This window comes from Arcobacter sp. 15-2 (assembly GCF_047159865.1).
GTDB lineage: Bacteria > Campylobacterota > Campylobacteria > Campylobacterales > Arcobacteraceae > JAIOSF01.
This window is the reverse complement of sequence record NZ_AP038804.1, coordinates 330,725-354,303: the sequence shown is the minus strand read 5'-3', so window position 1 is coordinate 354,303 and position 23,579 is coordinate 330,725. Positions and strand designations below refer to the sequence as shown.

The window sequence follows — 23,579 nt, the reverse complement described above, 5'->3', positions numbered from 1 at the left end:
TTAATATTATAAAATTCATTTAAATAACTAGAATAAAAAAGGAAAATATATGGGAAAAATATTTGTTGATGCGTGTTTAGGAAAAGAAACACCTTATACACCAGTATGGATGATGAGACAAGCAGGAAGATACCTTCCTGAATATATGAAAGTAAGAGCAGAAGCTGGTAACTTTTTAAATCTTTGTCATGATCCTAAAAAAGCTGCAGAGGTGACTATACAGCCACTTGATATTGTTGGAGTTGATGCGGCTATATTATTTTCAGATATTTTAGTAATACCAGATGAGATGGGTATGGATTTATCTTTTGTAAAAGGTGAAGGTCCTAAGTTTAGCGATCCTTTAACTTCACAAGAGGATTTAGATAGATTAATTGGTGGTGAGGAAGCTGCAAGTAAACTTACTTATGTTTATGAGACAATTGAATTACTTAGAGAGCAATTAGATGCAAGAGGTGATGAGATTGCACTTATTGGTTTTACAGGTGCTCCTTGGACACTTGCAACATATATGATTGAAGGTCAAGGTACTAAAACATACAATATTTGTAAAAAAATGATGTACTCTAATCCTGAGCTTTTACATAACATCTTAAGAAAAGTAACAGATGTAGTAAAATTATATATGGAGAAACAGATCCAAGCTGGTATTGATGTAGTTCAAATCTTTGATTCTTGGGCAGCAGCAATTGAACCAAGTAAATATGATGAATTTTCTTGGAAATATATGGTTGAGATTGCTGAATATTTAAAAGAGAAATACCCACATATTCCAGTAATTATGTTCCCTAAAGGGGTTGCTGCATTTATCCAAAGTGGTGGAGTATATGGTAACTTCGATGTAATGGGAATTGATTGGGGAACACCAATGTCGATGGCAAAAGAGATCCTTGGAGATAAATATGTTCTTCAAGGGAATATGGAGCCATGTAGACTATACTCTAAAGAAGCTACTACTGCTTGTGTTGAAGGTATTCAAGAAATCATGGGTGGAAAAAGACACATCTTTAATCTAGGTCATGGAATACTTCCTGACGTACCAGTAGAAAATGCAAAACACTTCGTAAGCGAATGTCAAAGAGTAAGTGGAAAAAAATAGTATTGTGAATAATATAATATTCGGACCCATTCCATCAAGAAGATTTGGAATGAGTCTAGGTATAGATCTCTCTCCAAATGTAAAACAGTGTAACTTTGACTGTTTATATTGTGAACTCTCTTACGCCAAAACTATGTCAAAACAGATTGATATTATCTCTGTAAAAGATATAGTAACTGCACTAAAAAAATCTTTAGAAAAACATGATAATATAGATGTGATAACTTTCACAGCAAATGGAGAACCCTCTTTATATCCATATTTGAGTGAACTTATAGATGAGATAGATAAGTTTAAAGGAAGCACAAAAACACTTATTTTAAGTAATGGTGCAAATATCTATGAAAAAGAGATACAGAATACATTATCTAAGATTGATATTGTAAAACTTTCTTTAGATTGTGTAAGTGTAGAATGTTTTAAAAAACTTGATCGTGTAGATGAAAGTGTAGATGTAAGTAAAATAGTAGGTGGAATGGTTGAGTTTAGAAAACTTCATAAAAAGCAACTTATTATAGAAACTCTTTTTGTAAAAACTCTTAATGATAAAAGAAGTGAAATAGAAAAACTAAAAAACGCCTATGATAAAATACAGCCAAATCGTATCGATATAGGAACTATTGATAGACCACCTGCATATAAAGTACAGCCAGTATCTCATGAAACACTTGTAGAGATAGCCAATACTTTTGAAGGCCTACCTGTAACAATTGCCCACAAAAATAAAGTTGTCAATAAACAAAAATTTGATGAGCAAGAGATAGTTTCACTATTATCAAGAAGACCACTTACTGTAGATGATGTTGAAAATACATTTGATGAAGAGTCCTTAAAAATACTTACAAAACTTGTAAACAACGCTCAAATTTCTATTGTAAATAACAATGGAGTAAAATTTTACAAAATTTAGAAATTTAAGCTAGAATTAATTGACAAATAGAAAAGAAAAGACTATAATTCTGCCACTTAAAAAGACAAGTACTTTTTAACTTACAAGTTCCGGCATAGCTCAGCGGTAGAGTAGATGACTGTTAATCATTTGGTCCCTGGTTCGATCCCAGGTGCCGGAGCCATTCAAAATTCCCATAAATACTAACTTTAAAAGAATTTCGAAAACAAAACACAATTGTATCAATATTTTATTTTTAATACATCTCCCTTTATACGCTAATTCACATTTCCTGAATTCAACTAATAAGTGCAACACATCTATATAAAATTATGCCACTTTTTTTCTCAAAAACTCCTTGAAAAATACTTCATTTGGTGTACGAAATTTTAATGACTTTCGTGGTCTTTCATTTAGTATATTTTGTATATTTTTTATTTTGATGTCGAAGGTATTTATATAATCTTCCTCCGCTCTTTTGATTAGTGTATATGTACCTATTGATTGTTTCGTGAGATATTTTAATTTTAGTATCCTTTTGTAATCTACCTGATAATTGCACAGGTGACCAACTTTTTTTTAACATTTTACCTATTTTGAGTTTGAGTGTATTGGTGAGTTTTTATATCTAGGTTTAAATGTATCTCTTGATACTGATTGTATATGAGCTGATTTAGGACTGTAGTATCCATTTATACTATTACAATTTATCTCTCTACTTATTGTTGATTTATTCACACCTATTAACTCAGAGAATAATTTTCCTCTTTATAAGCAAATATTTGATACCTTAAACCTAAGGTTAATTGTCTATACTTTTTCATTGAATGCTCCGTTTATACTGCAAGATATTGAGCTTCAATTGTATATCAATTAGCCTTTCTATCTGCTATGTTTAATCGTTGCACTTTAAATGTGAATTGAGAGTTTTAAAGTACCATATTTTGTAGGTAACTCTGCAATTTTTTCTACAGGAGCATCACCAAGACCTAATGGACCAGATGGAAATTCAATATAAAAAGAAGTTCCCTCATATACAAAATATTTTCCCTCTTCTATAAAGCCTAAAGATTGCATAACAGATTTAATTTTAAAAAAAGTATCGTTATATCTATTTATTAAATCTATATCATAAGAGGTATAGTCACCTCTACTATATATCTCTACACAAGAACCACCTGATAATACAACTTCTATGTTTTTTTCTTCAAGTTTACTACATACATAACTAGCAAGTTCAGGCATGGTCATATCTTTAATATTTTTAATCATAGTGGTTTCCCTTGTCTACGTGGTCTTTTTCTACTCATTGTAAGTTGCTCTATTAACTCTGGTTTATAAAACTCTCTAGCTTTTAGTAATAAATTTTTTAGTTCATCTAAAAAAGCATATCTTGGATTAAAACTATATAGTATAGTCTTACCAACATTTTTACTTACTAACACTCCACCTAATTCTAACTTTTCTAATTGTTTTTGGACAGGGTCAAGTCCTGTTTTATAAAAAGTTTTAATTTGTGTTGCATAGCCATTATCAAAAGCTAAAATAAATTGTAAAACTTGTTCTCTACACTTACTTCCAAAAATTGGTTCTAACATCTCTTTCCTTAAACATATTAAATATATTAATAAAAGTTAATTGTCAAGTAATCATTTGGTCGCTGGTTCGATCCCAGCATCCAAAGCCATTCAAAATACCATAAATACTAATTTTATAATACTTTTAAGAAATATTTTACAAACACACATTTTGCATTTCTATATATAGAAGTATTATGTAAAGTTGTTGACAATAGAACTTTTTTTTGCGGGAAGAGTTGCAACATCAAAGAAGACTCATCATCTTTCACATAATAATTAAAATCTTAAATTCAAACTCAAAATTTTAATTAACTATATGGTAAAATCTAGCTATAAATAAAAAAGGAACAAAAATGTTAAAAAAGAGTTTATATCTTATGTGTACAGCGTCGTTGTTAAGTGCAGCTACTACGATGTGTTATAAAAAAGATCATATCGATCCTGGTACTATAGAAACTATTGCTTTAGATGGTGGAAAGTGTGGCGGAAAATTATCTGTACAAGATATGCAAAAAAAAGGGTACGAGATAGATAGTATGAAACTCCAAGATGGGAAAGATGGATTTAACTATATTTATGTATTCAAAAATCATACTGAACCTACACATACAAGTGCTGTTGCAGTAGGAGCAGGGGTTGCTTTAACAGATGCACAACTTACAGCAAGAATAGAAAAAATACAAGAGATAAAAAAAGCAAAAATAAAAGAAGAGCAAAAGATATCGAGTATAGACGAAGCAACAAAACTCTACAACACAACCTGTAAAAGATGTCATGGCGATGGCAGTATTAGAGCATACAACACAGCAGAGCCTCTAAATAGTTTGAGCTTAGAAGAGATGCAACTCTCTATGCGTGACTATGCAAATGGTACAAAAGATAACGGTATGGCTATTTTGATGCAACCTTATGTAAACTTAGTAACAAAAAAAGATATAGATGGTATCTATCACTATTTACAATCTATAAAATAATATTTTATTTTAAAGTGGTCTAAGCAATATATTTTTAGACTACTTTATCCATAAAAAAAGGTTGGATTTTACTCCAACCTTTTTTAAGTTTTATCCTAAATTCTGACTAGAATTTGTATTCAACTTGAAGTCTACCAGCAGTAGCATCAACAGTATCATCACCATCTACTTCTACTTCATAAGTACCAAGTCTTACATAAGTAACAAGGTTTGTACCCATTTTGTGAGTGATTTGTGTATATAATTCTGTTTCTTCTGAATCATTTGCATAATCTAAATCTGCATAGTTAAGAGATACATTTAGTCCAGACATTACATCCATACCAGCACCAACTCTGAAATAGTCAGCATCAGCTTTATTATGAATATTTGTATTCCATCCTGTCATAGTTGTTTTTGCATCAGAATCTAAAGCAGTTAAACCACCATCTTTATCTGTCTTAGCATATTGTAAGTATGCAGAGAATGCATCCATTTTAGCGCCTAATTTAGCAATAATAATATTATTGTCTACTTCATTACCATGATTCATTACTCCCGCAGTTGCTTTATCTTCAATTTCTAACGCAGCATATCTTAATTCAGCTGTAAACATGTCTACAGTTGCTTTAGCACCAACAGTATATGAAGAGAATACATCATCTAAGTCTAAGTACCATGCATCTAGAGCTACAGGACCAACAGTTCCCATCACACCAACAGTTGCAATATTTGCACCTGCCATAGCTGAATTAACTGCAGCTTGATTAATTGCGTTTGCAGCAATTTTAGCTGTTGCTTGGTCTAAGTTTGTTTGATTAAAGTATGCAGCAGCAATAGTTACAGGACCAGCTGGAACTAAAGCTAAAAGACCTGTACCTGTTTGTTCTTCAGAATCAGAATCTATGGCAACAGTCCATGGAGTAGTTAAACCTTGTTTACCAGCGATAACAGTAGCAACATCAGTTTTAACTGTAAAATTAGCTTGTGTTACATGTAAACTTGGATTTGCATCATTTGCTGAATCACTAGGTAATGTTGCAAAACTATTTCCTGAAGTAATACCTGTACCTGTTACAACTCTTACAGTTGCAGTTACATAGTCATTTACTTTAGATTTTAAGCTTGTAGCAATTTTATAGTTATTATCTGTTTTGTTTTTTGAGTTTTCATCATCACCATAGTCATTGTATCTGTATACTACAGATCCAGAGATATCAACATTTTTGATTGCCTCTTCTAGTGGTTTCGCAGCAACATTTGAAGTTAATCCAGCAACTGCAACAGCAGCAGCAAGACTCATTTTAATAGTATTTTTCATTTTAATCCTTTTATTTTAAATTCCGAAATTTAACAGTTATGAGTACAAAATTTACCTTGAGTAAACGATCCCTACACAATGTTATGCGATAATTCTACAAAGCTATTCTTAAATTTTACTTAATTGATATAATTAAAGGTAACAATACGGTTACATTAAGCTATATTTAATATTATGTATAACAATTATCTACCTTTGTGATGAGTCGAATGTTTCAAAAGCATATATTTAGCATAGATTTTATATAATCGCCTTATAATTAATGATAAATATAAGGGATAACATGACTAAATACATTTTTGTTACAGGTGGAGTTTTAAGTAGTTTAGGAAAAGGTATTACAAGTGCTAGTATAGCAGCACTTTTAAAGCAAAGTAATTTTAATGTAAGTATGTTAAAAATAGATCCATACTTAAATGTAGACCCAGGAACAATGAGTCCACTAGAACACGGAGAAGTATTTGTTACAGATGATGGTGCAGAAACAGATCTTGACTTGGGTAACTACGAAAGATTTATTGATAAGACACTAGGGAAGATGAACAATTTTACTACAGGTCAAGTATATAGCTCGGTAATCCAAAGAGAGAGAGAAGGTGGATACTTAGGTCAAACTATTCAAGTTATTCCACATATTGTAGATGAGATAAAAAATAGAATCTACGCAGCAGGAAAAGGGCATGACTTTTTGATAGTGGAACTAGGGGGAACTGTTGGAGATATAGAGGGCTTACCTTTTATGGAAGCAGTAAGAGAAGTAAGACACGAAAACCCTAAAACAACTACTATGAATATTCATGTAACGCTTATCCCATATATAGCAGCAGCAGGTGAACTAAAAACAAAACCTACACAACACTCTGTTCAAGAGTTACGAAGAATAGGTATCATGCCTCATATGCTTGTATGTAGAACAGAACAAAAACTTCCTTTAGCGTTAAAAAGAAAACTTGCATACTCTTGTGATGTAGATGAAGATGCAGTTATCGAAGCAGGTGACGCTAAAACAATCTATCAAATTCCGATGAAGTTTTTAAATGATGGTATCTTAAAATCGATTGCTAAGCATTTTGAATTAGATGATATGAATCCTGATATGGATGAGTGGGATAATTTAGTAAAACATATAATTGCACCAAAAAATGAGATGACAGTAGCATTTGTAGGTAAATATTTAGAGTTAAAAGAAGCATACAAGTCTTTAACAGAAGCTCTTATTCATAGTGGAGCACATCTAAATACAAAAATCAACATCAACTGGTGTGATAGTGAAGATATAGAGGAAAAAGGTGCCGAAGAGATTGTTGGTGATAGTGACTGTATCTTAGTTGCTGGTGGATTTGGTGAACGAGGTGTTGAGGGTAAAATTCAAGCTATTCAATTTGCAAGAGAAAATAAAGTACCTTATTTAGGTATCTGTTTAGGTATGCAATTATCTATTATAGAGTATCTTAGAAATGTAGTTGGTATAAAAGATGCTACAAGTGTAGAGTTTGATAAAGATACAAAAGAACCTGCTATTTATCTTATAGAACAATTCTTAGACACAACAGGTGATAAACAAATAAGAACACATAAGTCACCTATGGGTGGAACACTTAGACTTGGAGCGTATCCTTTTGCGTCTAAAAAAGGAAGTCATCTTGAAGCTGCTTATGGGAAAGGTATTTCTCATGAAAGACATAGACACAGATATGAAGCAAATCCTGAGTATAAAGAAGTACTAGAAAAAAATGGTATGCATATTACTGGTGAGTCAAATGGACTTATAGAAGTTGTAGAGATCAAAGATCATCCTTGGTTTGTAGGTGTTCAGTTTCATCCTGAATTTACAAGTTCATTACAAACACCAAATCCTATCATATTTGATTTTGTAAAGAGTGCATTAGAAAATAGATAACTTATATTTTTATTCCAATGATTAAAAAGCTTACAGTTAACTGTAAGCTTTTTTTTAAACTTATTTTTGTCTTAAATTATAGTTCATAAGTTCATCTTATTTTTATTAGTACATATAATTATTATGTAATATGTACATAAAAAATTTAAGAAGTATTTAATGGAAGAGAACTTGCAATTGAATATTCTGCTTTAGTTGAAGTTGAAAGACTAGATGTTAGAAAGTGGCGAGATAGATACTTTAATCATGACCCATGAACATTTTGACCATTTTTGGGGATTTCCTGTTTCAACGAAATATAATCCAAATTTTAAAGTGATTATCCCTGAAGGATTTTATGAAGAAAGGTTACAATACATTAAAGACTCAGGACATACAGGAGAATTAATCGTTGCAAAAAATGGTTTATATGAAATAGAACCAGATTTTGCAACATATGTGTTTGCAGTACCAATTATTTGTCGTGTTTTTTGGGAACAATCTTTATATGTAAATGTGCAAGATAAAGGTCTTGTTAGTATTACAGGATGTTGTCACCAAGGAATTATAAAATTTGCAAACACAGTATACACTGAACTCAAATATGATAATGATAAAATGTATGGAATTTATGGTGGCTTACATATTTCCCCTTTTGAGGATTGGGATCCTAAATATGATGATCTAGTTATTTCATTAGGATAAGAAGGGAAATAGATTATTTCAAAAAGATTCATTTAATTATGAGTTAAATTTACAAGTAGGTTATCAAGAGTCTTTAAATCAAAAAGAAAATAGTTTACTTTATTATTTTTTGAAGTCAGGTACATGATATGATGTAAAGATTGATTGTTGTAGCTGGATTTTTAGGTTCAGGAAAGACAAGTTTTCTTCAAACATTATAGAGTATGAAACGCAAGAAAATCGTTATGTAGGGGAAATAGGCTTAGATTCAAAATTATTAGATTATGAGTATTCGATGGTAGAGATAGATGAAGGTTGTGTATGTTGTAGTTTAGCAGGACAGTTAAGAGCAGCAGATGCTATTTTATAATAATACTATATCTTATAATAAGATTAATAAAAGATTATAATTAAAATATCTAAAGGATAATTATTATCCTTTAGATATACTTCTACCAGTTAAAAAAAAGGAAACAATATGGCTTGCGATACAGGATCAAAACCAATTGAAAAAAATGAAACAGTTGCTTCATCAGAAGAAAACATACCAACAAAAAAGGAAAATAATATGTCATCATCATTAGTATTAAGAAAAGCACCAGAGTTTAAAATGGACGCGTACAACGCAAAAACAGGTCACTATCAAGAAGTATCAAGTGAAGACTATAAAGGTAAATGGTCAGTAGTTTGTTTTTATCCAGCAGATTTTACTTTTGTTTGTCCAACTGAAATAGCAGCAATGAATGCAAAATATGACGAATTTCAAGAATTAGGTGTAGAGATTTTAGCAGTATCAACAGATACAAAATTTTCTCACAAAAGATTTGTAGAAACCGAGCCATTATTAGAAGGACTAAAATTAACAATAGGTGCAGATACTACAGGTGCAACTTCAAGAGCATTTGGTGTTATGATTGAAGAAGAAGGAATTGCTTTAAGAGGAAGATTTCTAATCAATCCAGAAGGAACAGTAGTAGCACAAGAAGTACAGGCTCCAATGGTAGGAAGAAATGTAAATGAATTTTTACGACAGGTAAGAGCTTGGCAGCATGCAGAAGCTACAGGTGAAGTTTGTCCAGCAGGATGGGTTCCAGGTAAAAGAACACTTCCAGTAAATACAGATGTGGAAAAAATGACTGGTAGAGTTGGTGATTATATTACTATTGAAGAAATTTTATCTTAATAAAGTAAACTATAAACCCTATAAATATTTAATAAGCTCCTTAAATAAAGGACTTGTTAAATAATTCATATTCTGCTAAAGATCTCCAAGAAAAAAGAATTCAAAAATTTAAACTTATTTTAAGAAAAAACTCTTGACAATAAAGAAAAAACCTATTATAATCCCATCCACAAAACAAGCAGACAAACGCAAAGAGATTTGAAGTTAAAAAGCTTAAAAAATGTATGATCTTTAAAAAATATAATGTTGATAAATAAATCAAGTTTAAAAGAATTATGAGAGTAATTTTTATAAACTAGATACAAGAAGAGTATTTATAGTTTACTATAAATATATAATCTTCGTCTATAAACTTAGAGTTTTAATTTTAAAACACTAATAATATAATTAAGTCTTTAAATAGACTTAGTGATTTTTAGGTAAATACTTAAAAGTCAAGATTAAACACCAAAGTATAAAAGCGTAAGCTTTTATACTTATTTATGGAGAGTTTGATCCTGGCTCAGAGTGAACGCTGGCGGCGTGCCTAACACATGCAAGTCGAACGAGAACGGATATTAGCTTGCTAATATTGTCAGCTAAGTGGCGCACGGGTGAGTAATATATAGTTAACCTGCCCCAAAGAAGAGAATAATTGTTGGAAACGACTTGTAATGCTCTATATGCCTTTATTACATAAGTAAGCAAGGGAAATATTTATAGCTTTGGGATGGGACTGTACGGTATCAGTTAGTTGGTGAGGTAATGGCTCACCAAGACAATGACGCCTAACTGGTTTGAGAGGATGATCAGTCACACTGGAACTGAGACACGGTCCAGACTCCTACGGGAGGCAGCAGTGGGGAATATTGCACAATGGAGGAAACTCTGATGCAGCAACGCCGCGTGGAGGATGACACATTTCGGTGCGTAAACTCCTTTTATATGAGAAGATAATGACGGTATCATATGAATAAGCACCGGCTAACTCCGTGCCAGCAGCCGCGGTAATACGGGGGGTGCAAGCGTTACTCGGAATCACTGGGCGTAAAGAGCATGTAGGCTGGTTTGTAAGTTGGAAGTGAAATCCTATGGCTTAACCATAGAACTGCTTCCAAAACTGCAGACCTAGAATATGGGAGAGGTAGATGGAATTTCTGGTGTAGGGGTAAAATCCGTAGAGATCAGAAGGAATACCGATTGCGAAGGCGATCTACTGGAACATTATTGACGCTGAGATGCGAAAGCGTGGGGAGCAAACAGGATTAGATACCCTGGTAGTCCACGCCCTAAACGATGCACACTAGTTGTTGCTATGCTAGACATAGCAGTAATGCAGTTAACACAGTAAGTGTGCCGCCTGGGGAGTACGGTCGCAAGATTAAAACTCAAAGGAATAGACGGGGACCCGCACAAGCGGTGGAGCATGTGGTTTAATTCGACGATACGCGAAGAACCTTACCTGGCCTTGACATAATAAGAATCTTTTAGAGATAGAAGAGTGCTAGTTTACTAGAGCTTATATACAGGTGCTGCACGGCTGTCGTCAGCTCGTGTCGTGAGATGTTGGGTTAAGTCCCGCAACGAGCGCAACCCTCGTGTTTAGTTACTAACAGTTCGGCTGAGGACTCTAGACAGACTGCCTGGGTAACCAGGAGGAAGGTGAGGACGACGTCAAGTCATCATGGCCCTTACGGCCAGGGCTACACACGTGCTACAATGGGGTATACAAAGAGCAGCGATACTGTGAAGTGGAGCAAATCTCATAAAATATCTCCCAGTTCGGATAGTAGTCTGCAACTCGACTACTTGAAGTTGGAATCGCTAGTAATCGTAGATCAGCAATGCTACGGTGAATACGTTCCCGGGTCTTGTACTCACCGCCCGTCACACCATGGGAATTGAATTCATTCGAAGCGGGGATGCTAAAATAGCTACCTTCCACAGTGGATTTAGTAACTAGGGTGAAGTCGTAACAAGGTAACCGTAGGAGAACCTGCGGTTGGATCACCTCCTTTCAAAGATATAATTAATCATTCGTTTGATTAATCATTAGAAAATAAGTTGTTCAAAGCAACAAATTCAAGTAAACAAAGTTTACTTGGAGACGAAGAGTCTTGTATCTAGTTTATAAAGATTATAATAATCTTTAAATTATAAATATTTATTAACAAACAAATAGGTCACTACATGGGGAATTAGCTCAGCTGGGAGAGCGCCTGCCTTGCACGTAGGAGGTCAGCGGTTCGATCCCGCTATTCTCCACCATGTTTTACTAAACTTAAATATAAGTACTTAAAAAGAAGTATTTATATTTGATTTTACGGAATCAAAAGTTATTTTACAATTTACTGTTAAAGTCTTTATTTTTTCTAAGAAAGAAAATAAAAATACAATTTTATAATACTATTTAATTATATATAAATTATTATATTTAATAAGATAGTAGCTAAAGAATAATCATAACAACATAAGTGTTAAATCATATATTACTTGTAATATATGTATTTGAACTTTAATTTATCAAATAAGCTATTAAGGGCTAATGGTGGATGCCTAGACTATAAGAGGCGATGAAGGACGTACTAGACTGCGATAAGCATTGGGGAGCTGTCAAGAAGCTTTGATCCAGTGATTTCCGAATGGGACAACCCAGTATAATGAGAATTATATTATCTAGATTTATCTAGAGGCGAACTCAGGGAAGTGAAACATCTCAGTACCTGAAGGAAGAGAAATCAATTGAGATTCTGTTAGTAGCGGCGAGCGAAAACGGATTAGAGCGGTTATATTTAGCATATTAGTTAGTAGAAGTAGTTGGAATGCTACGCGATACAGAGTGAAAGCCTCGTATATGAAAACTTTTATGTGGAACTAAGATAATGAACGAGTAGGTCGGAACACGTGATATTTTGACTGAATATGGGGGGACCACCCTCCAACTCTAAATACTACTTATAGATCGATAGTGCACAAGTACCGTGAGGGAAAGGTGAAAAGTACCCCAGTGAGGGGAGTGAAATAGAACCTGAAACCATTAGCTTACAATCATTCGGAGCCCTATGTCTTGTACAGGGTGACGGACTGCCTTTTGCATAATGAGCCTGCGAGTTGTGGTATATGGCAAGGTTAAGTCAAGTACGAAGCCGTAGCGAAAGCGAGTGTGAATAGCGCGAATTAGTCATATGCTGCAGACCCGAAACGAAGTGATCTATCCATGAGCAGGTTGAAGCTGGTGTAAGAGCCAGTGGAGGACCGAACCGGTGTGCGTTGAAAAGTGCTCGGATGACTTGTGGATAGGGGTGAAAGGCCAATCAAACTTCGTGATAGCTGGTTCTCTCCGAAATATATTTAGGTATAGCGTCATGTAAATTAGAATAAAGGGGTAGAGCACTGAATGGGCTAGGGCTGCTTACCGCGGTACCAAACCCTATCAAACTTCGAATACTATATACTTTACCATGGCAGTCAGGCGTAGGGTGATAAAATCCTATGTCGAGAGGGGAACAACCCAGACTAACAGCTAAGGTCCCTAAGTCGTACTTAAGTGGAAAACGATGTGGAGTTACTGTGACAACCAGGAAGTTGGCTTAGAAGCAGCCATCTTTTAAAGAAAGCGTAACAGCTCACTGGTCTAGTGATTCTGCGCGGAAAATATAACGGGGCTAAAGTACGCACCGAAGCTTTAGATTACAGTTTACTGTAGTGGTAGGAGAGCGTTCTATTCAGCATTGAAGCCATACCGGTGAGGAGTGGTGGAGCGGATAGAAGTGAGCATGCAGGCATGAGTAGCGATAATTAAAGTGAGAATCTTTAACGCCGAAAACCCAAGGTTTCCTACGCGATGCTCGTCATCGTAGGGTTAGTCGGGTCCTAAGTCGAGTCCGAAAGGGGTAGACGATGGCAAATAGGTTAATATTCCTATACTTATAATAGAGCGTGATGTGGGGACGCATAGAGTTAATCGAGCTGGCTGATGGAATAGCTGGTCGAAGGATGTAGGTTGTAGCATAGGCAAATCCGTGCTACACTCGACCGAGATCTTACAGGCCGAACAAAATCTTCGGATAGCGTTTGGAATCGATGATACTGTCGTGCCAAGAAAAGCCACTAAGCATATCTATTATAACCCGTACCGTAAACCGACACAGGTAGGTGGGATGAGTATTCTAAGGCGCGTGGAAGAACCCTGGTTAAGGAACTCTGCAAACTAGCACCGTATCTTCGGTAGAAGGTGTGCCTACTTAGGTATTAGGGATTTACTCCCGAAAGCTTGAGAGGTTGCAACAAAGAGTCCCTCCCGACTGTTTACCAAAAACACAGCACTTTGCTAACTCGCAAGAGGATGTATAAGGTGTGACGCCTGCCCGGTGCTCGAAGGTTAATTGATGATGTCAGCGTAAGCGAAGCATTTGATCGAAGCCCGAGTAAACGGCGGCCGTAACTATAACGGTCCTAAGGTAGCGAAATTCCTTGTCGGTTAAATACCGACCTGCATGAATGGCGTAACGAGATGGGAGCTGTCTCAACCAGGGATCCAGTGAAATTGTAGTGGAGGTGAAAATTCCTCCTACCCGCGGAAAGACGGAAAGACCCCGTGCACCTTTACTATAGCTTTACACTGCTATTGGGATATTCATGTGCAGGATAGGTGGGAGACTATGATCTATGGACGCAAGTACATAGGGAGTCATCCTTGAGATACCACCCTTGAATATTCTGATAGCTAACTGGGAACAATTATCTTGTTTCAGGACAATGTATGGTGGGTAGTTTGACTGGGGCGGTCGCCTCCTAAAAAGTAACGGAGGCTTACAAAGGTTGGCTCAATCCGGTTGGAAATCGGATGTTGAGTATAATGGCATAAGCCAGCCTGACTGTAAGACATACATGTCGAGCAGAGACGAAAGTCGGTCATAGTGATCCGGTGGTTCTGTGTGGAAGGGCCATCGCTCAAAGGATAAAAGGTACGCCGGGGATAACAGGCTGATCTCCCCCAAGAGCTCACATCGACGGGGAGGTTTGGCACCTCGATGTCGGCTCATCGCATCCTGGGGCTGAAGCAGGTCCCAAGGGTATGGCTGTTCGCCATTTAAAGCGGTACGCGAGCTGGGTTCAGAACGTCGTGAGACAGTTCGGTCCCTATCTTCCGTGGGCGTAGGAAAGTTGAGGAGATTTGCCCCTAGTACGAGAGGACCGGGGTGAACGTAGCACTAGTGTACCAATTGTTCTGCCAAGAGCATCGTTGGGTAGCTACCTACGGATGAGATAAGAGCTGAAAGCATCTAAGCACGAAGCCAACTCCAAGATGAACTTTCCCTGAAGATCCCAGCAAGACTAGCTGGTTGATAGGATAGATGTGTAAGTGCAGTAATGCATTCAGCTGACTATTACTAATAGATCGTTTGGCTTATTTTTAAACTTATTCTTTAGTTTACTATCTTATTAAGTATAATAACTGATAAGTATTATAATCGTATTTTTATACAAAGACTTTAACTTTAATATTCTCAAATCAACATCTTAGATGTTGGTGGTTATTGAGAGGAGGTCATACCCAGTTCCATTTCGAACCTGGCAGTCAAGCTCCTCATCGCCGATAATACTGCAGGGTCCCCTTGTGGAAACGTAGGTCGCCGCCAACTTCTAAGATGTTTTTTTTTGCTCGTTTTTTCTATCTTCCTATTTCTTATTACTTTTTTTTTCTCTTTGACTACTTTTTATTTCTTTATTTTTTTATTCTGTATCTTTATTTTTCTTTTTCTTTATCTTTTTATTGCTACTTCTTTATTGTTAGTTCATATTTATCAACAGTTAGCTACAATTCATTTATGGAAAAAACAATACAAAACAATGAACAATTAGAAGCGATAAATGCAGAAATTTTCTCCCATATGGCGAATCCTAGAAATTATGGTGAGATGAAAGATGCATCAGGTGTGGGTAAATGCCTCAATGAGATGACAAAAGAGTTTTTAATGGTTTTTATTAAAGTCAGTGATCAAAATATTTTGGAAGATATTAGTTATGGCTGCAATGCAAATCAGGATAGTTCTCTTTCAGCATCATTATTTACAGAGATGATAAAGGGTGATAGTTTAGAGAATGCGTTAAAATCACTCATGTTGATGGAAGAAAAGATTTTAGATGTACCATTTAGTCAAAAGCTAAATTCAAGTATGGTGTTAAATGCATTTAGAGCATCTTTAATAAATAGAGAAAATAAAATGAAAAATATGGATGAAGATGTTTTTACTATTCCTTTAAATTTAGAAGAGAGTAAATAAGTTGTTATCAATTATAGAGAAATATAATTTTACTTTTTCACAAAAGAATATTCTTACAAATATAAAAAAAGATTTTATCATGTGGAATGAAAAATCTTTTGAAGAGATATTTCCTGATTTCTATTTAGAAAATTACAAAGATAAACAACTTACTAAAAAAATATTTGATTACTATGTTTCTATACATACAACTTTGAAAAATAAACTCAATGATTATGATGATTTTAAAGAAGTCAAATATGATGTTCGTAAATATAGTTTTAGTAAGATAGAAAAAAAAGGTATAGGTTTAGGTGCTTGTCCTGTAGCTAGTGAAGGAACTAGATGTTGTAATTTACTTACTTTAGATGCTGTAGAATCATGTGGATTTGATTGTAGTTATTGTTCTATACAAAGCTTTTACAATCAAAATAAAGTAGGAATTGATAAAGATTTTAAGAAAAAATTAGAAAATCTTCAACTAGATCCAAATCAAACTTATCACATAGGTACAGGTCAAAGTAGTGACAGTTTGATGTGGGGAAATCGTGATGGAATATTAGATTCTCTTTTTGAATTTGCAAGAAAAAACCCAAATGTAATTTTAGAGTTTAAAACAAAATCTCATAATATAGAATATTTCCTAGAAAATGATGTCCCATCAAATATAATTTGTTCTTGGAGTTTAAATACGCAGACAATTATTGACAACGAAGAACATCTAACCGCATCATTAGATAAAAGAATTAATGCTGCACGAACTTTAGCAGATAAAGGAGTACTTGTAGGGTTTCATTTTCATCCAATTGTACAATATAAAAATTATCTTGATGAATATGGCGAAGTATATAGAAGATTACAAAATGAGTTCACAAGTGATGAAGTTGTTTTTATCTCTATGGGAACTTTGACATTTATTAAGCCTGTAATAAAGCAGCTTAGACAAAGAGAGATGAAAACAAAGATTTTGCAAATGCCTTTTGAAACAATCAATGGGAAACAATCATACAGTATTGAAACAAAAAAAGAGATGTTTAAACATTGTTATAATAGTTTTAATTTATGGCATGAGAAAGTTTATTTTTACATGTGTATGGAAGCACATAGTTTATGGAAAGATGTTTTTGGATATGAATACAAAAACAACGATGAGATGGAATCGTATATGAAAAGTAGTTATTTAGGAAAAATAAATAATAAATTAGCAAAATCTTAAACCAAATTTAGATGAACATGATATAATAGAATAAAACTATTAAATGTGTGAGGATTTGAAATGACAAAAAATATAGTAGTAGCAACCGATTTTTCTCAAAGAAGTTTTGAGATTATAAATAGAGCTTTATCTTTTGCAAAATCAGATAATGACACTGTACATGTTGTACATATTTTAGAAAATAATTTTCCAGATATAACTAAAAATAATGATCTCATATACGAGAATTGTTTTTTACATATTCAAGAAAAAGTGCCTTTATTATTAAGAGAAAATTTTCATTGTCGTGAAGATAGTTTAGAAAATGGGATTGAAGAATATGTAAAAGAATTAAAAGCTTCCTTAGTAATAATAGGAAGTAGTGGTGAAAGAAGTAGTATTTTGAAAGATTTACTAGGAACAAGTACAAAATCTATAGTCAGATCGATTGATGTTCCCTGTTTGGTATTAAAATCTAATAAAGAAGTGTTTGATTTTGAATCTATTCTGATTCCTAGTGATTTGTCTGATAAATCTAAAAAATATATAAATGATGTTCATACATTTTTTCCAAATGCTAATATCGAGATTTTACATAGTTATTTAGTTCCATTTGAAAGAAGATTAAGTTTTTATGGTATGGATAAAACTGAAACACATTCGTTTCAAGAGAGTATCAAAAATATAACTATTGAAAATGTAAATGAATTTTATGAAAATTTGAATATAGATAAACGAAAAGTAAAAATTTCTATTATCAATGAGGGATTAAGTCCAGAAGTATTTTCTCAATATGCTTTGGAAAAAAAGTGTGATATGATTGCAATGCACACAACAGGTGTGTTTAGCTTTTTTGCTTTTGATCTACTTGAACATTCACATCAAGATGTTTTGATTACAAAAATTTAAAATAAGAGACAATAAATATGAAAATACTTTTTTCACCAAGTGAAGCAAAATTTAAAGGTGGTGAAGAATCACCTATAAATAAAAATAGTTTTATTTTTCCAGAACTTTTTTCTTTTAGAGAAGAGGTTCTAAATAAATATAAACAATATATAAGTTCTGCTACAAATGAACAAAGAGCAAAACTTTTTGGAACAAAAAAACAGGAAGTTATAGACTATTATGTTGATAATATAACACAAAATGAACTTATGAAAGTGATTCAAAGGTATGATGGTGTTGCTTATGATTATTTGTCGTATGGATCTTTAAGTGAATCATCTCAAAAATATATTGATACAAATGTATTGATTTTTTCAAATTTATTTGGTGTTGTTCTTGCTGGCGATGTAGGTCTACCTGACTACAAACTCAAACAAGGTGAAAAATTAGGTTCATTTGCTTTGGAAAGTTTTTATAAAAATCTTTTTTCAGATACTTTAGACAACTATTTAGAAGATGAAGATATTTTAGATTTAAGAGCAGGGTATTATGAAAAATTTTATACAATAAAAAAACCTTATGTGACTATGAAGTTTATCAAAGATGGTAAAGTAGTCAGTCATTGGGCTAAAGCATACAGAGGAATAGTTTTGAAAATTATGGCAGAGAAGAATGTGGATACTTTTGATGAACTTATGAGTTTAGAGATTGAAGGACTTAAACTGAAAGAGATACATGAGAAAAAAAATATAAAAACATTACTGATGGAGATTGTGTAACTCTATATTGAAGTCACAAAGAATAATATATAGTGATATTAAATAGTGTAATATTATCATGAATTGTTAAGATTAATTGATTTTAAATTAGTGGCGGACGAGGAGAGATACCGTTCCAAGTTCCTACATAACCATTAAACCCTTTAATTAAGGGGTTTATTGACATTGTTGTACCTTTTTATTGAGTCCATTAAGTTGGACACTTGTTGGACATATTATAGGATAGACTACCTTAGTTTATTAATTTTGTAAATATTATACTTGTTTAACTATTATAATATTAATATAATATTAAGTTTTTATATGTCAATATATCTTTACGTAAAAAGACTGTCTTAGCTAGTGCGTAGTTTAATTGTGATGGATTAAACTTAAAAATGGTATGTTGAATACCTCCAAGTAGGTTGGTAAATTAAGGGTTTAAGTATATTTTACTTAGACCTTTTTTTTTGGTGTAAATTAATAGGGTTCAGGGGGATATCAACCTACACGGAGGTGCGTAATGGAATTTTTTCCTATCGTCGCAACAGCTCTAATCTTCTTTAAAGAAGAGATAAAAGCAATGTTCAACAGTTTAAAAAAATAGACACCATCACATCGTCTATACCTTTACTAAAACCCTTTCTATGTAGTGGTAGAGAGGGTAAAGGTTTATTTAACAATTAGACCTATCTATACTCCCCATAATTCTTTCATAATTTCGTCATTACATAGAGGTTCTAATAATTCATAGTCTTTTGTAGTCTTAATATTAGTTTTTCTATCATATATAGACTTAATAGTATAGTTTCGACTTAATTTCTTATAATCTTCTATATTGTCCTGTATATGATTTATAATATCAAATTCATTAAAGATTAGATTTTCTTTTAGTTTGATTGTTAATTGTTCGATAATATCATTATCTTTAACATTGAAAAATGATATTGAATTATATAAATCATTAACTTTTTTTATTAATTCTTTATCTATGTTAGTTTTTGATAGTTTTTCTAAGTAATTTATAGGGTTTTTTTCTTTTTCTAGTATTTCCATTGTTTCCCAATTTTCTAGTTTTAATTCTTTCAATTCATTACTATCTTTTTTAATTTTAGAAAAATCCACTGAGTTAGTTATAGTTTCATTATATGAGAATGTGATATTTTTTTCCAGATACATTTCTAGTGATAGATATAGGGGAAGTTTAGATTTTTTAAACCTTTCCATTAGTTTAGGTTCATATTTTGATAAGTGAGTATAAAGTGCATCTATTTTCTTTTGTGTTGTATTTTCAAACCCAGAACACGAGAAGAATCTAAAATCAGAAAAATATTTTTCATAATAAGAAATATTCCCTTTTGACATATATTTTGTAATATAAGAAGTTGGACTATTTACTTTTTTATAAGTTTTATGTCTTGTTTTTCTAGATTTTTTATTTCTTTTGTTTAAATCTTCAACATTGTCCTCAACTGGTTTACATTCACATTTATATAATTTAAATTTCTTTACAGTTTGTAAAAAAGACTTATTAAGAACTTTGATACTTTCTTCATCATTATCACACCATACTAGTATATGACTATGTAAATTAGAATGTCCCGTTGTTTGTTCAAATACACGTACAAAATCAACCTTTTCATTTAAACCATTTCTTTTCAATTGTGTTTTTAAATTTTTAAAAAAGTATTTCCAAATCTTCACTTGATTTTCTAAACTTTCTCTAATTGTGTCCTCGAAATTTCTATTTCCACATTTTGGATTGTGAATATATTTACCATTATTATCATAATCTTTTTTTAAAAAATGGTGTTGTGTATTGTTTGTAAATGTTAGAAAAAAAGGTTTTCTCAATTTAATACCATCCTCATCAACTTTATTGTTTTTATATTCCGTATATTTAACCCTAGAATGATTTTTATTTCTTCTAATATTGTCTAAACCTTTCAAATAATGACCTTTATCACCTGTAATGGTTAAATCATTAGAATTAAGTTTATATCCTTTCATTTTGTTTTGTTTTTGTTGTTTTGAAAGTTTATCATTCTTAGTAAATTCAGGAATCCAACAAAATAGATCTTTATATTTATGAACAGAATTAAAAACCTCATTTGTTTTTGTATTTTTGAATTTTGATAAATTGTAAATTTTATATTTTAATAGCTTTTGAGATTTATTTTTATAATTTTCTTCAATTTTTTTATCAAATAATTTTATAAGAGTGTTAGGTTTTACATTTTTTTCATTTTCAATTGTAGGAGTAGTTATACATTGATTTTCATTAGACAATATAAGGTTTTCTATCTTATTATCAATATCAGTAGTATTTGTAAAAGTGTTCTCAATTATTCGTTTTTCTTGTGTTTTCATATTTACATTATAAAGTTTTTAATTCTTTTTTATTTAAAAAATCAATTTTATATTTGAATCTATATTTTGTATTCATTTTTTATATTTATGAGTAAATGAGTATTTATTCCCTAAATAGGTGTTTTTAGTTGAAATTACTATAAATACTTTTTTATCTTGATATATTTATCATTTTAAGAGAATGAGTTAAAAATAGACCCTTTTATTAATTATCTAAATATGTTCCCTATATCACTTATATATTGATTTTTATTTATCTATGTGAGATTGATATGAGAGATATTTTTATTAAATTGATTTTTGTTCTTGTAGTAGGTATGGGGGATGGGGTTGGATGATGCTCATTGATGTAAAGTTGTACAAGAGGGAAACTTCGTTTCCCTAAACTTTACTTATTTTTAATCACTATTTTAAAATTACCGTAATTAATTTTGAAAATATAACGAATATTATTTTGAAAACAAAGTATTGTTCAAACACTATCTTGAAAAAAGTATTCTGAAAACACTAGTCTTTGCAAAAAGTATTTTCTACAAAACCTAACGGTTTTGAAGAAAAATATTTTTCAAAGGGTTTTCATAAGTATTTTTCAAGGGTTTGAAAAAATAGTTTTCAAAAAAGTAAGATTCTAATTTTCAAAAAGTGAATTACTATTTTAAAATTACCGTTCATAAAAAAAGTAAGTTATGGGGTGGGTTCGATTTTGTTTTTTTGTTCTCTCCTTCTCTTACAGAACTTTGTAAAAGTTCTTGTATTTTTTTTCTAAGAAAAAAATGTAACCATAAAAAATGACAATTTATATACTAGTGACGCTGTGGGGGAGGGAAAAATAAAACTAATTAATATTATAAATAACCATTTAAAAGACCATTAAGGGGAAAAACTAAAAACATTAGACAGTTTCACAGTAAAAAGATAAATAAGTCATTATTTAGCATATATAAGACTTTTTAAATTACAGTCATATTGATATAGGGAACAGTTTTTTTATTAAAATAATCAGTAATTTATAAAAATCTATCAGTAAATGGTATGAGATAGAATTATTAAAAAATCTATCCTATATCAATTGTACATAGATTTTAGTATTCAAAAGTTATCTGGTCTATACAATCAACTAATTTATTTATATTGAATTTTCCTCTATTGTAAATATTATGTGTTACACTATTATTTGAATGACCCATTAAATATGTTTTTGTTTTTTCTTCCGAATTTGTTTCCAATTCAATTTCTTGACTAAAATTCTTTCTAAAACTATGATAGGTTTTTATTTTACTTGATACTACGTCTTGTATTCGTCTATTAAGTCTTTTTCCTACGTTTTTAACTTCATTCCCACCATTTCCATTGAAAAACAAAAATACACCTTTATTTGTCTTTATTTGGTCTTCAATTGTATCAATAATATTTTTATGAATTGGAATTATTCTTTGATGGTTTTTTGTTGAAGTGTCTTCTAAATCAATATGAATCAAATTTTCTTTAATATTATCTTTTTTAATAGATAATACTTCCTCAATTCTTAATCCACAATATAATGCAATTCTACACATATTTAGATAAGGTTTTTCCATATCACTATTAAATATTAGTTTTAGTTCATTGTCAGAATATTCTTCTTTAACAGTTCCTTTTATTTCATTGAGTGGAATAATATCATTTAGAGGGTTGTCTTCAACAATTTCCTCATATTTTAGATATTTAAAAAATAAACTATATGAGTTGATATGATTATTTATTGTTTTAGTATTAAGTGTTTCATAGTTTTCTTTTTCTTTTAGTAATAATAGGTCTTCATATGTCTTTTGGTAGTATTTAGGGTATTTAAAGAAGTTTTTAGGGAGTGTTTGGAGTTTCTTTTGAATATCTTTAAAGAATCTAAAATCAAAAATAGTATTTTCATTTATAAAATATTTTAAATATTTCATAGATGCATTATAACCTTTGATTGAACTATCAGATATTTTATTAAAATTCTTTCTATGTTCTATATAATTATTATAGTATTTATCTAAATTGATAAATATATCAGAAGATTTTTTAATAGGTTCTATTTGTGGTGTTTTTTGTATAGTTTCATTAGGTGTATTGATTTTACTTAATAGTTTTTGTTCTAATTGTTCAAAGTGGTCTTCAATATTATCTTTTTTATTAGATAGTTTTTCTAATTTTACAATTGGGTCATTTTCTTCTGAGTAAAATTTAGGAGTTTTTTGTTTTTGTCTTAATTCTTTTCTTTCATTTATATCAGGAGTAGAATTAATTTTTTCTTTTTCTTTTCTAAATTCTTCACTATTTGACAAATCAGTATTATAGTTATCTACAATTTTTCTTTCTTTTTTAAGATTCTTAATAACCATATCAAGAACATTTTTATTTTCTGTATTCAATTCTAAACTTTCCAATATTTTATTTCTTAGGATAATACAATAATTTAGGTTATTACTATGTAAAGAAATTTTAAAAGGTATATTGTTTATTCTTTTAGAAAAGTAGTAGTTATTCTTTCTTTTATATAAGTATTTATGTTGG

At 31.6% G+C, this 23,579-nt stretch carries 17 protein-coding genes, 2 tRNA genes and 3 rRNA genes; 16 read left to right on the top strand and 6 right to left on the bottom strand.

The genetic code is table 11. The features are described from left to right. Nucleotides 1-49: 49 nt before the first annotated feature. From hemE to ACMCMH_RS01835, 3 genes are all read left to right on the top strand, one after another. Nucleotides 50-1,099 (top strand): uroporphyrinogen decarboxylase, encoded by a 1,050-nt coding sequence (hemE, locus tag ACMCMH_RS01845; protein ID WP_412726521.1) that lies wholly within the window; start codon nucleotides 50-52, stop codon nucleotides 1,097-1,099. Nucleotides 1,100-1,148: 49 nt separating this feature from the next. Beyond that, on the top strand, nucleotides 1,149-2,009 hold the full coding sequence (locus ACMCMH_RS01840) for a radical SAM protein (protein WP_412726519.1): 861 nt from the start codon (nucleotides 1,149-1,151) through the stop codon (nucleotides 2,007-2,009). Nucleotides 2,010-2,097: 88 nt separating this feature from the next. Next, a tRNA-Asn gene (locus ACMCMH_RS01835) sits at nucleotides 2,098-2,172 on the top strand. A gap of 407 nt (nucleotides 2,173-2,579) precedes the next feature. Here ACMCMH_RS01835 and ACMCMH_RS01830 read toward each other — a convergent pair. The 3 genes from ACMCMH_RS01830 to ACMCMH_RS01820 form a co-directional block, all read right to left on the bottom strand. Further along, on the bottom strand, nucleotides 2,580-2,726 hold the full coding sequence (locus tag ACMCMH_RS01830) for a hypothetical protein (RefSeq protein ID WP_412726517.1): 147 nt from the start codon (nucleotides 2,724-2,726) through the stop codon (nucleotides 2,580-2,582). A 171-nt stretch (nucleotides 2,727-2,897) separates the two neighbouring features. Continuing rightward, the gene (locus tag ACMCMH_RS01825; RefSeq protein WP_412726515.1) at nucleotides 2,898-3,260 is read right to left on the bottom strand and encodes a hypothetical protein; all 363 of its coding nucleotides are present in this window, start codon (nucleotides 3,258-3,260) and stop codon (nucleotides 2,898-2,900) included. Beyond that, the gene (locus ACMCMH_RS01820; protein WP_412726513.1) at nucleotides 3,257-3,586 is read right to left on the bottom strand and encodes an ArsR family transcriptional regulator; all 330 of its coding nucleotides are present in this window, start codon (nucleotides 3,584-3,586) and stop codon (nucleotides 3,257-3,259) included. Before ACMCMH_RS01820 ends, ACMCMH_RS01825 begins: the two co-directional genes overlap by 4 nt. A gap of 335 nt (nucleotides 3,587-3,921) precedes the next feature. Between ACMCMH_RS01820 and ACMCMH_RS01815 the strand changes: the two genes are divergently transcribed. After that, nucleotides 3,922-4,542, top strand: coding sequence for a c-type cytochrome (locus tag ACMCMH_RS01815; protein ID WP_412726511.1), 621 nt, complete (start codon nucleotides 3,922-3,924; stop codon nucleotides 4,540-4,542). 106 nt (nucleotides 4,543-4,648) lie between these two features. Here the strand turns inward: ACMCMH_RS01815 and ACMCMH_RS01810 are convergent, their stop codons facing one another. Continuing rightward, complete coding sequence (locus ACMCMH_RS01810; RefSeq protein WP_412726509.1) at nucleotides 4,649-5,842, bottom strand: major outer membrane protein; 1,194 nt, start codon at nucleotides 5,840-5,842, stop codon at nucleotides 4,649-4,651. A 283-nt stretch (nucleotides 5,843-6,125) separates the two neighbouring features. Here ACMCMH_RS01810 and ACMCMH_RS01805 point away from each other — a divergent pair, with 283 nt between their 5' ends. The 12 genes from ACMCMH_RS01805 to ACMCMH_RS01750 all read left to right on the top strand — a co-directional run bounded on the left by ACMCMH_RS01805 (nucleotide 6,126) and on the right by ACMCMH_RS01750 (nucleotide 18,695). Continuing rightward, entirely contained in the window at nucleotides 6,126-7,742 is a 1,617-nt protein-coding gene (locus ACMCMH_RS01805) for a CTP synthase (protein ID WP_412726507.1), read from the top strand. Between the two features lie 213 nt (nucleotides 7,743-7,955). Further along, complete coding sequence (locus ACMCMH_RS01800; RefSeq protein WP_412726505.1) at nucleotides 7,956-8,426, top strand: hypothetical protein; 471 nt, start codon at nucleotides 7,956-7,958, stop codon at nucleotides 8,424-8,426. A gap of 140 nt (nucleotides 8,427-8,566) precedes the next feature. Then, nucleotides 8,567-8,626 (top strand): GTP-binding protein, encoded by a 60-nt coding sequence (locus tag ACMCMH_RS01795; RefSeq protein WP_412727991.1) that lies wholly within the window; start codon nucleotides 8,567-8,569, stop codon nucleotides 8,624-8,626. 257 nt (nucleotides 8,627-8,883) lie between these two features. Further along, nucleotides 8,884-9,588: a peroxiredoxin gene (locus tag ACMCMH_RS01790; RefSeq protein WP_412726503.1), complete on the top strand. Its 705-nt coding sequence runs from the start codon at nucleotides 8,884-8,886 to the stop codon at nucleotides 9,586-9,588. A 479-nt stretch (nucleotides 9,589-10,067) separates the two neighbouring features. Further along, nucleotides 10,068-11,585, top strand: a 16S ribosomal RNA gene (locus tag ACMCMH_RS01785). Nucleotides 11,586-11,759: 174 nt separating this feature from the next. Then, nucleotides 11,760-11,835: transfer RNA gene (locus ACMCMH_RS01780), tRNA-Ala, on the top strand. 257 nt (nucleotides 11,836-12,092) lie between these two features. Further along, nucleotides 12,093-14,985: ribosomal RNA gene (locus ACMCMH_RS01775) — 23S ribosomal RNA — on the top strand. 111 nt (nucleotides 14,986-15,096) lie between these two features. Next, nucleotides 15,097-15,212, top strand: a 5S ribosomal RNA gene (gene rrf, locus ACMCMH_RS01770). Together the 16S, 23S and 5S rRNA genes with 1 tRNA gene alongside form the textbook arrangement of a ribosomal RNA operon. 186 nt (nucleotides 15,213-15,398) lie before the next feature. Next, the gene (locus tag ACMCMH_RS01765; RefSeq protein ID WP_412726501.1) at nucleotides 15,399-15,854 is read left to right on the top strand and encodes an iron-sulfur cluster assembly scaffold protein; all 456 of its coding nucleotides are present in this window, start codon (nucleotides 15,399-15,401) and stop codon (nucleotides 15,852-15,854) included. A 1-nt stretch (nucleotide 15,855) separates the two neighbouring features. Then, on the top strand, nucleotides 15,856-17,049 hold the full coding sequence (locus ACMCMH_RS01760) for an SPL family radical SAM protein (RefSeq protein ID WP_412726499.1): 1,194 nt from the start codon (nucleotides 15,856-15,858) through the stop codon (nucleotides 17,047-17,049). A 60-nt stretch (nucleotides 17,050-17,109) separates the two neighbouring features. Next, on the top strand, nucleotides 17,110-17,937 hold the full coding sequence (locus ACMCMH_RS01755; protein WP_412726497.1) for a universal stress protein: 828 nt from the start codon (nucleotides 17,110-17,112) through the stop codon (nucleotides 17,935-17,937). Between the two features lie 17 nt (nucleotides 17,938-17,954). Further along, nucleotides 17,955-18,695, top strand: a complete 741-nt coding sequence (locus ACMCMH_RS01750; RefSeq protein WP_412726495.1) for a YaaA family protein — start codon at nucleotides 17,955-17,957, stop codon at nucleotides 18,693-18,695. A gap of 672 nt (nucleotides 18,696-19,367) precedes the next feature. Here ACMCMH_RS01750 and ACMCMH_RS01745 read toward each other — a convergent pair. Both ACMCMH_RS01745 and ACMCMH_RS01740 read right to left on the bottom strand, forming a co-directional pair. Further along, nucleotides 19,368-21,044, bottom strand: a complete 1,677-nt coding sequence (locus ACMCMH_RS01745; protein ID WP_412726493.1) for a hypothetical protein — start codon at nucleotides 21,042-21,044, stop codon at nucleotides 19,368-19,370. 1,082 nt (nucleotides 21,045-22,126) lie between these two features. Further along, on the bottom strand, nucleotides 22,127-23,437 hold the full coding sequence (locus ACMCMH_RS01740; protein WP_412726491.1) for a tyrosine-type recombinase/integrase: 1,311 nt from the start codon (nucleotides 23,435-23,437) through the stop codon (nucleotides 22,127-22,129). Nucleotides 23,438-23,579 lie beyond the last annotated feature (142 nt).

Excerpts from the sequence above, each read along its gene's own strand:
- hemE (WP_412726521.1), top strand. The coding sequence starts at position 50 with ATGGGAAAAATATTTGTTGATGCGTGTTTAGGAAAAGAAACACCTTAT.
- ACMCMH_RS01840 (WP_412726519.1), top strand. The coding sequence starts at position 1,149 with ATGAGTCTAGGTATAGATCTCTCTCCAAATGTAAAACAGTGTAACTTT.
- ACMCMH_RS01825 (WP_412726515.1), bottom strand. The coding sequence starts at position 3,260 with ATGATTAAAAATATTAAAGATATGACCATGCCTGAACTTGCTAGTTAT.
- ACMCMH_RS01820 (WP_412726513.1), bottom strand. The coding sequence starts at position 3,586 with ATGTTAGAACCAATTTTTGGAAGTAAGTGTAGAGAACAAGTTTTACAA.
- ACMCMH_RS01815 (WP_412726511.1), top strand. The coding sequence starts at position 3,922 with ATGTTAAAAAAGAGTTTATATCTTATGTGTACAGCGTCGTTGTTAAGT.
- ACMCMH_RS01810 (WP_412726509.1), bottom strand. The coding sequence starts at position 5,842 with ATGAAAAATACTATTAAAATGAGTCTTGCTGCTGCTGTTGCAGTTGCT.
- ACMCMH_RS01805 (WP_412726507.1), top strand. The coding sequence starts at position 6,126 with ATGACTAAATACATTTTTGTTACAGGTGGAGTTTTAAGTAGTTTAGGA.
- ACMCMH_RS01800 (WP_412726505.1), top strand. The coding sequence starts at position 7,956 with ATGTTAGAAAGTGGCGAGATAGATACTTTAATCATGACCCATGAACAT.
- ACMCMH_RS01790 (WP_412726503.1), top strand. The coding sequence starts at position 8,884 with ATGGCTTGCGATACAGGATCAAAACCAATTGAAAAAAATGAAACAGTT.
- ACMCMH_RS01765 (WP_412726501.1), top strand. The coding sequence starts at position 15,399 with ATGGAAAAAACAATACAAAACAATGAACAATTAGAAGCGATAAATGCA.
- ACMCMH_RS01755 (WP_412726497.1), top strand. The coding sequence starts at position 17,110 with ATGACAAAAAATATAGTAGTAGCAACCGATTTTTCTCAAAGAAGTTTT.
- ACMCMH_RS01750 (WP_412726495.1), top strand. The coding sequence starts at position 17,955 with ATGAAAATACTTTTTTCACCAAGTGAAGCAAAATTTAAAGGTGGTGAA.
- ACMCMH_RS01745 (WP_412726493.1), bottom strand. The coding sequence starts at position 21,044 with ATGAAAACACAAGAAAAACGAATAATTGAGAACACTTTTACAAATACT.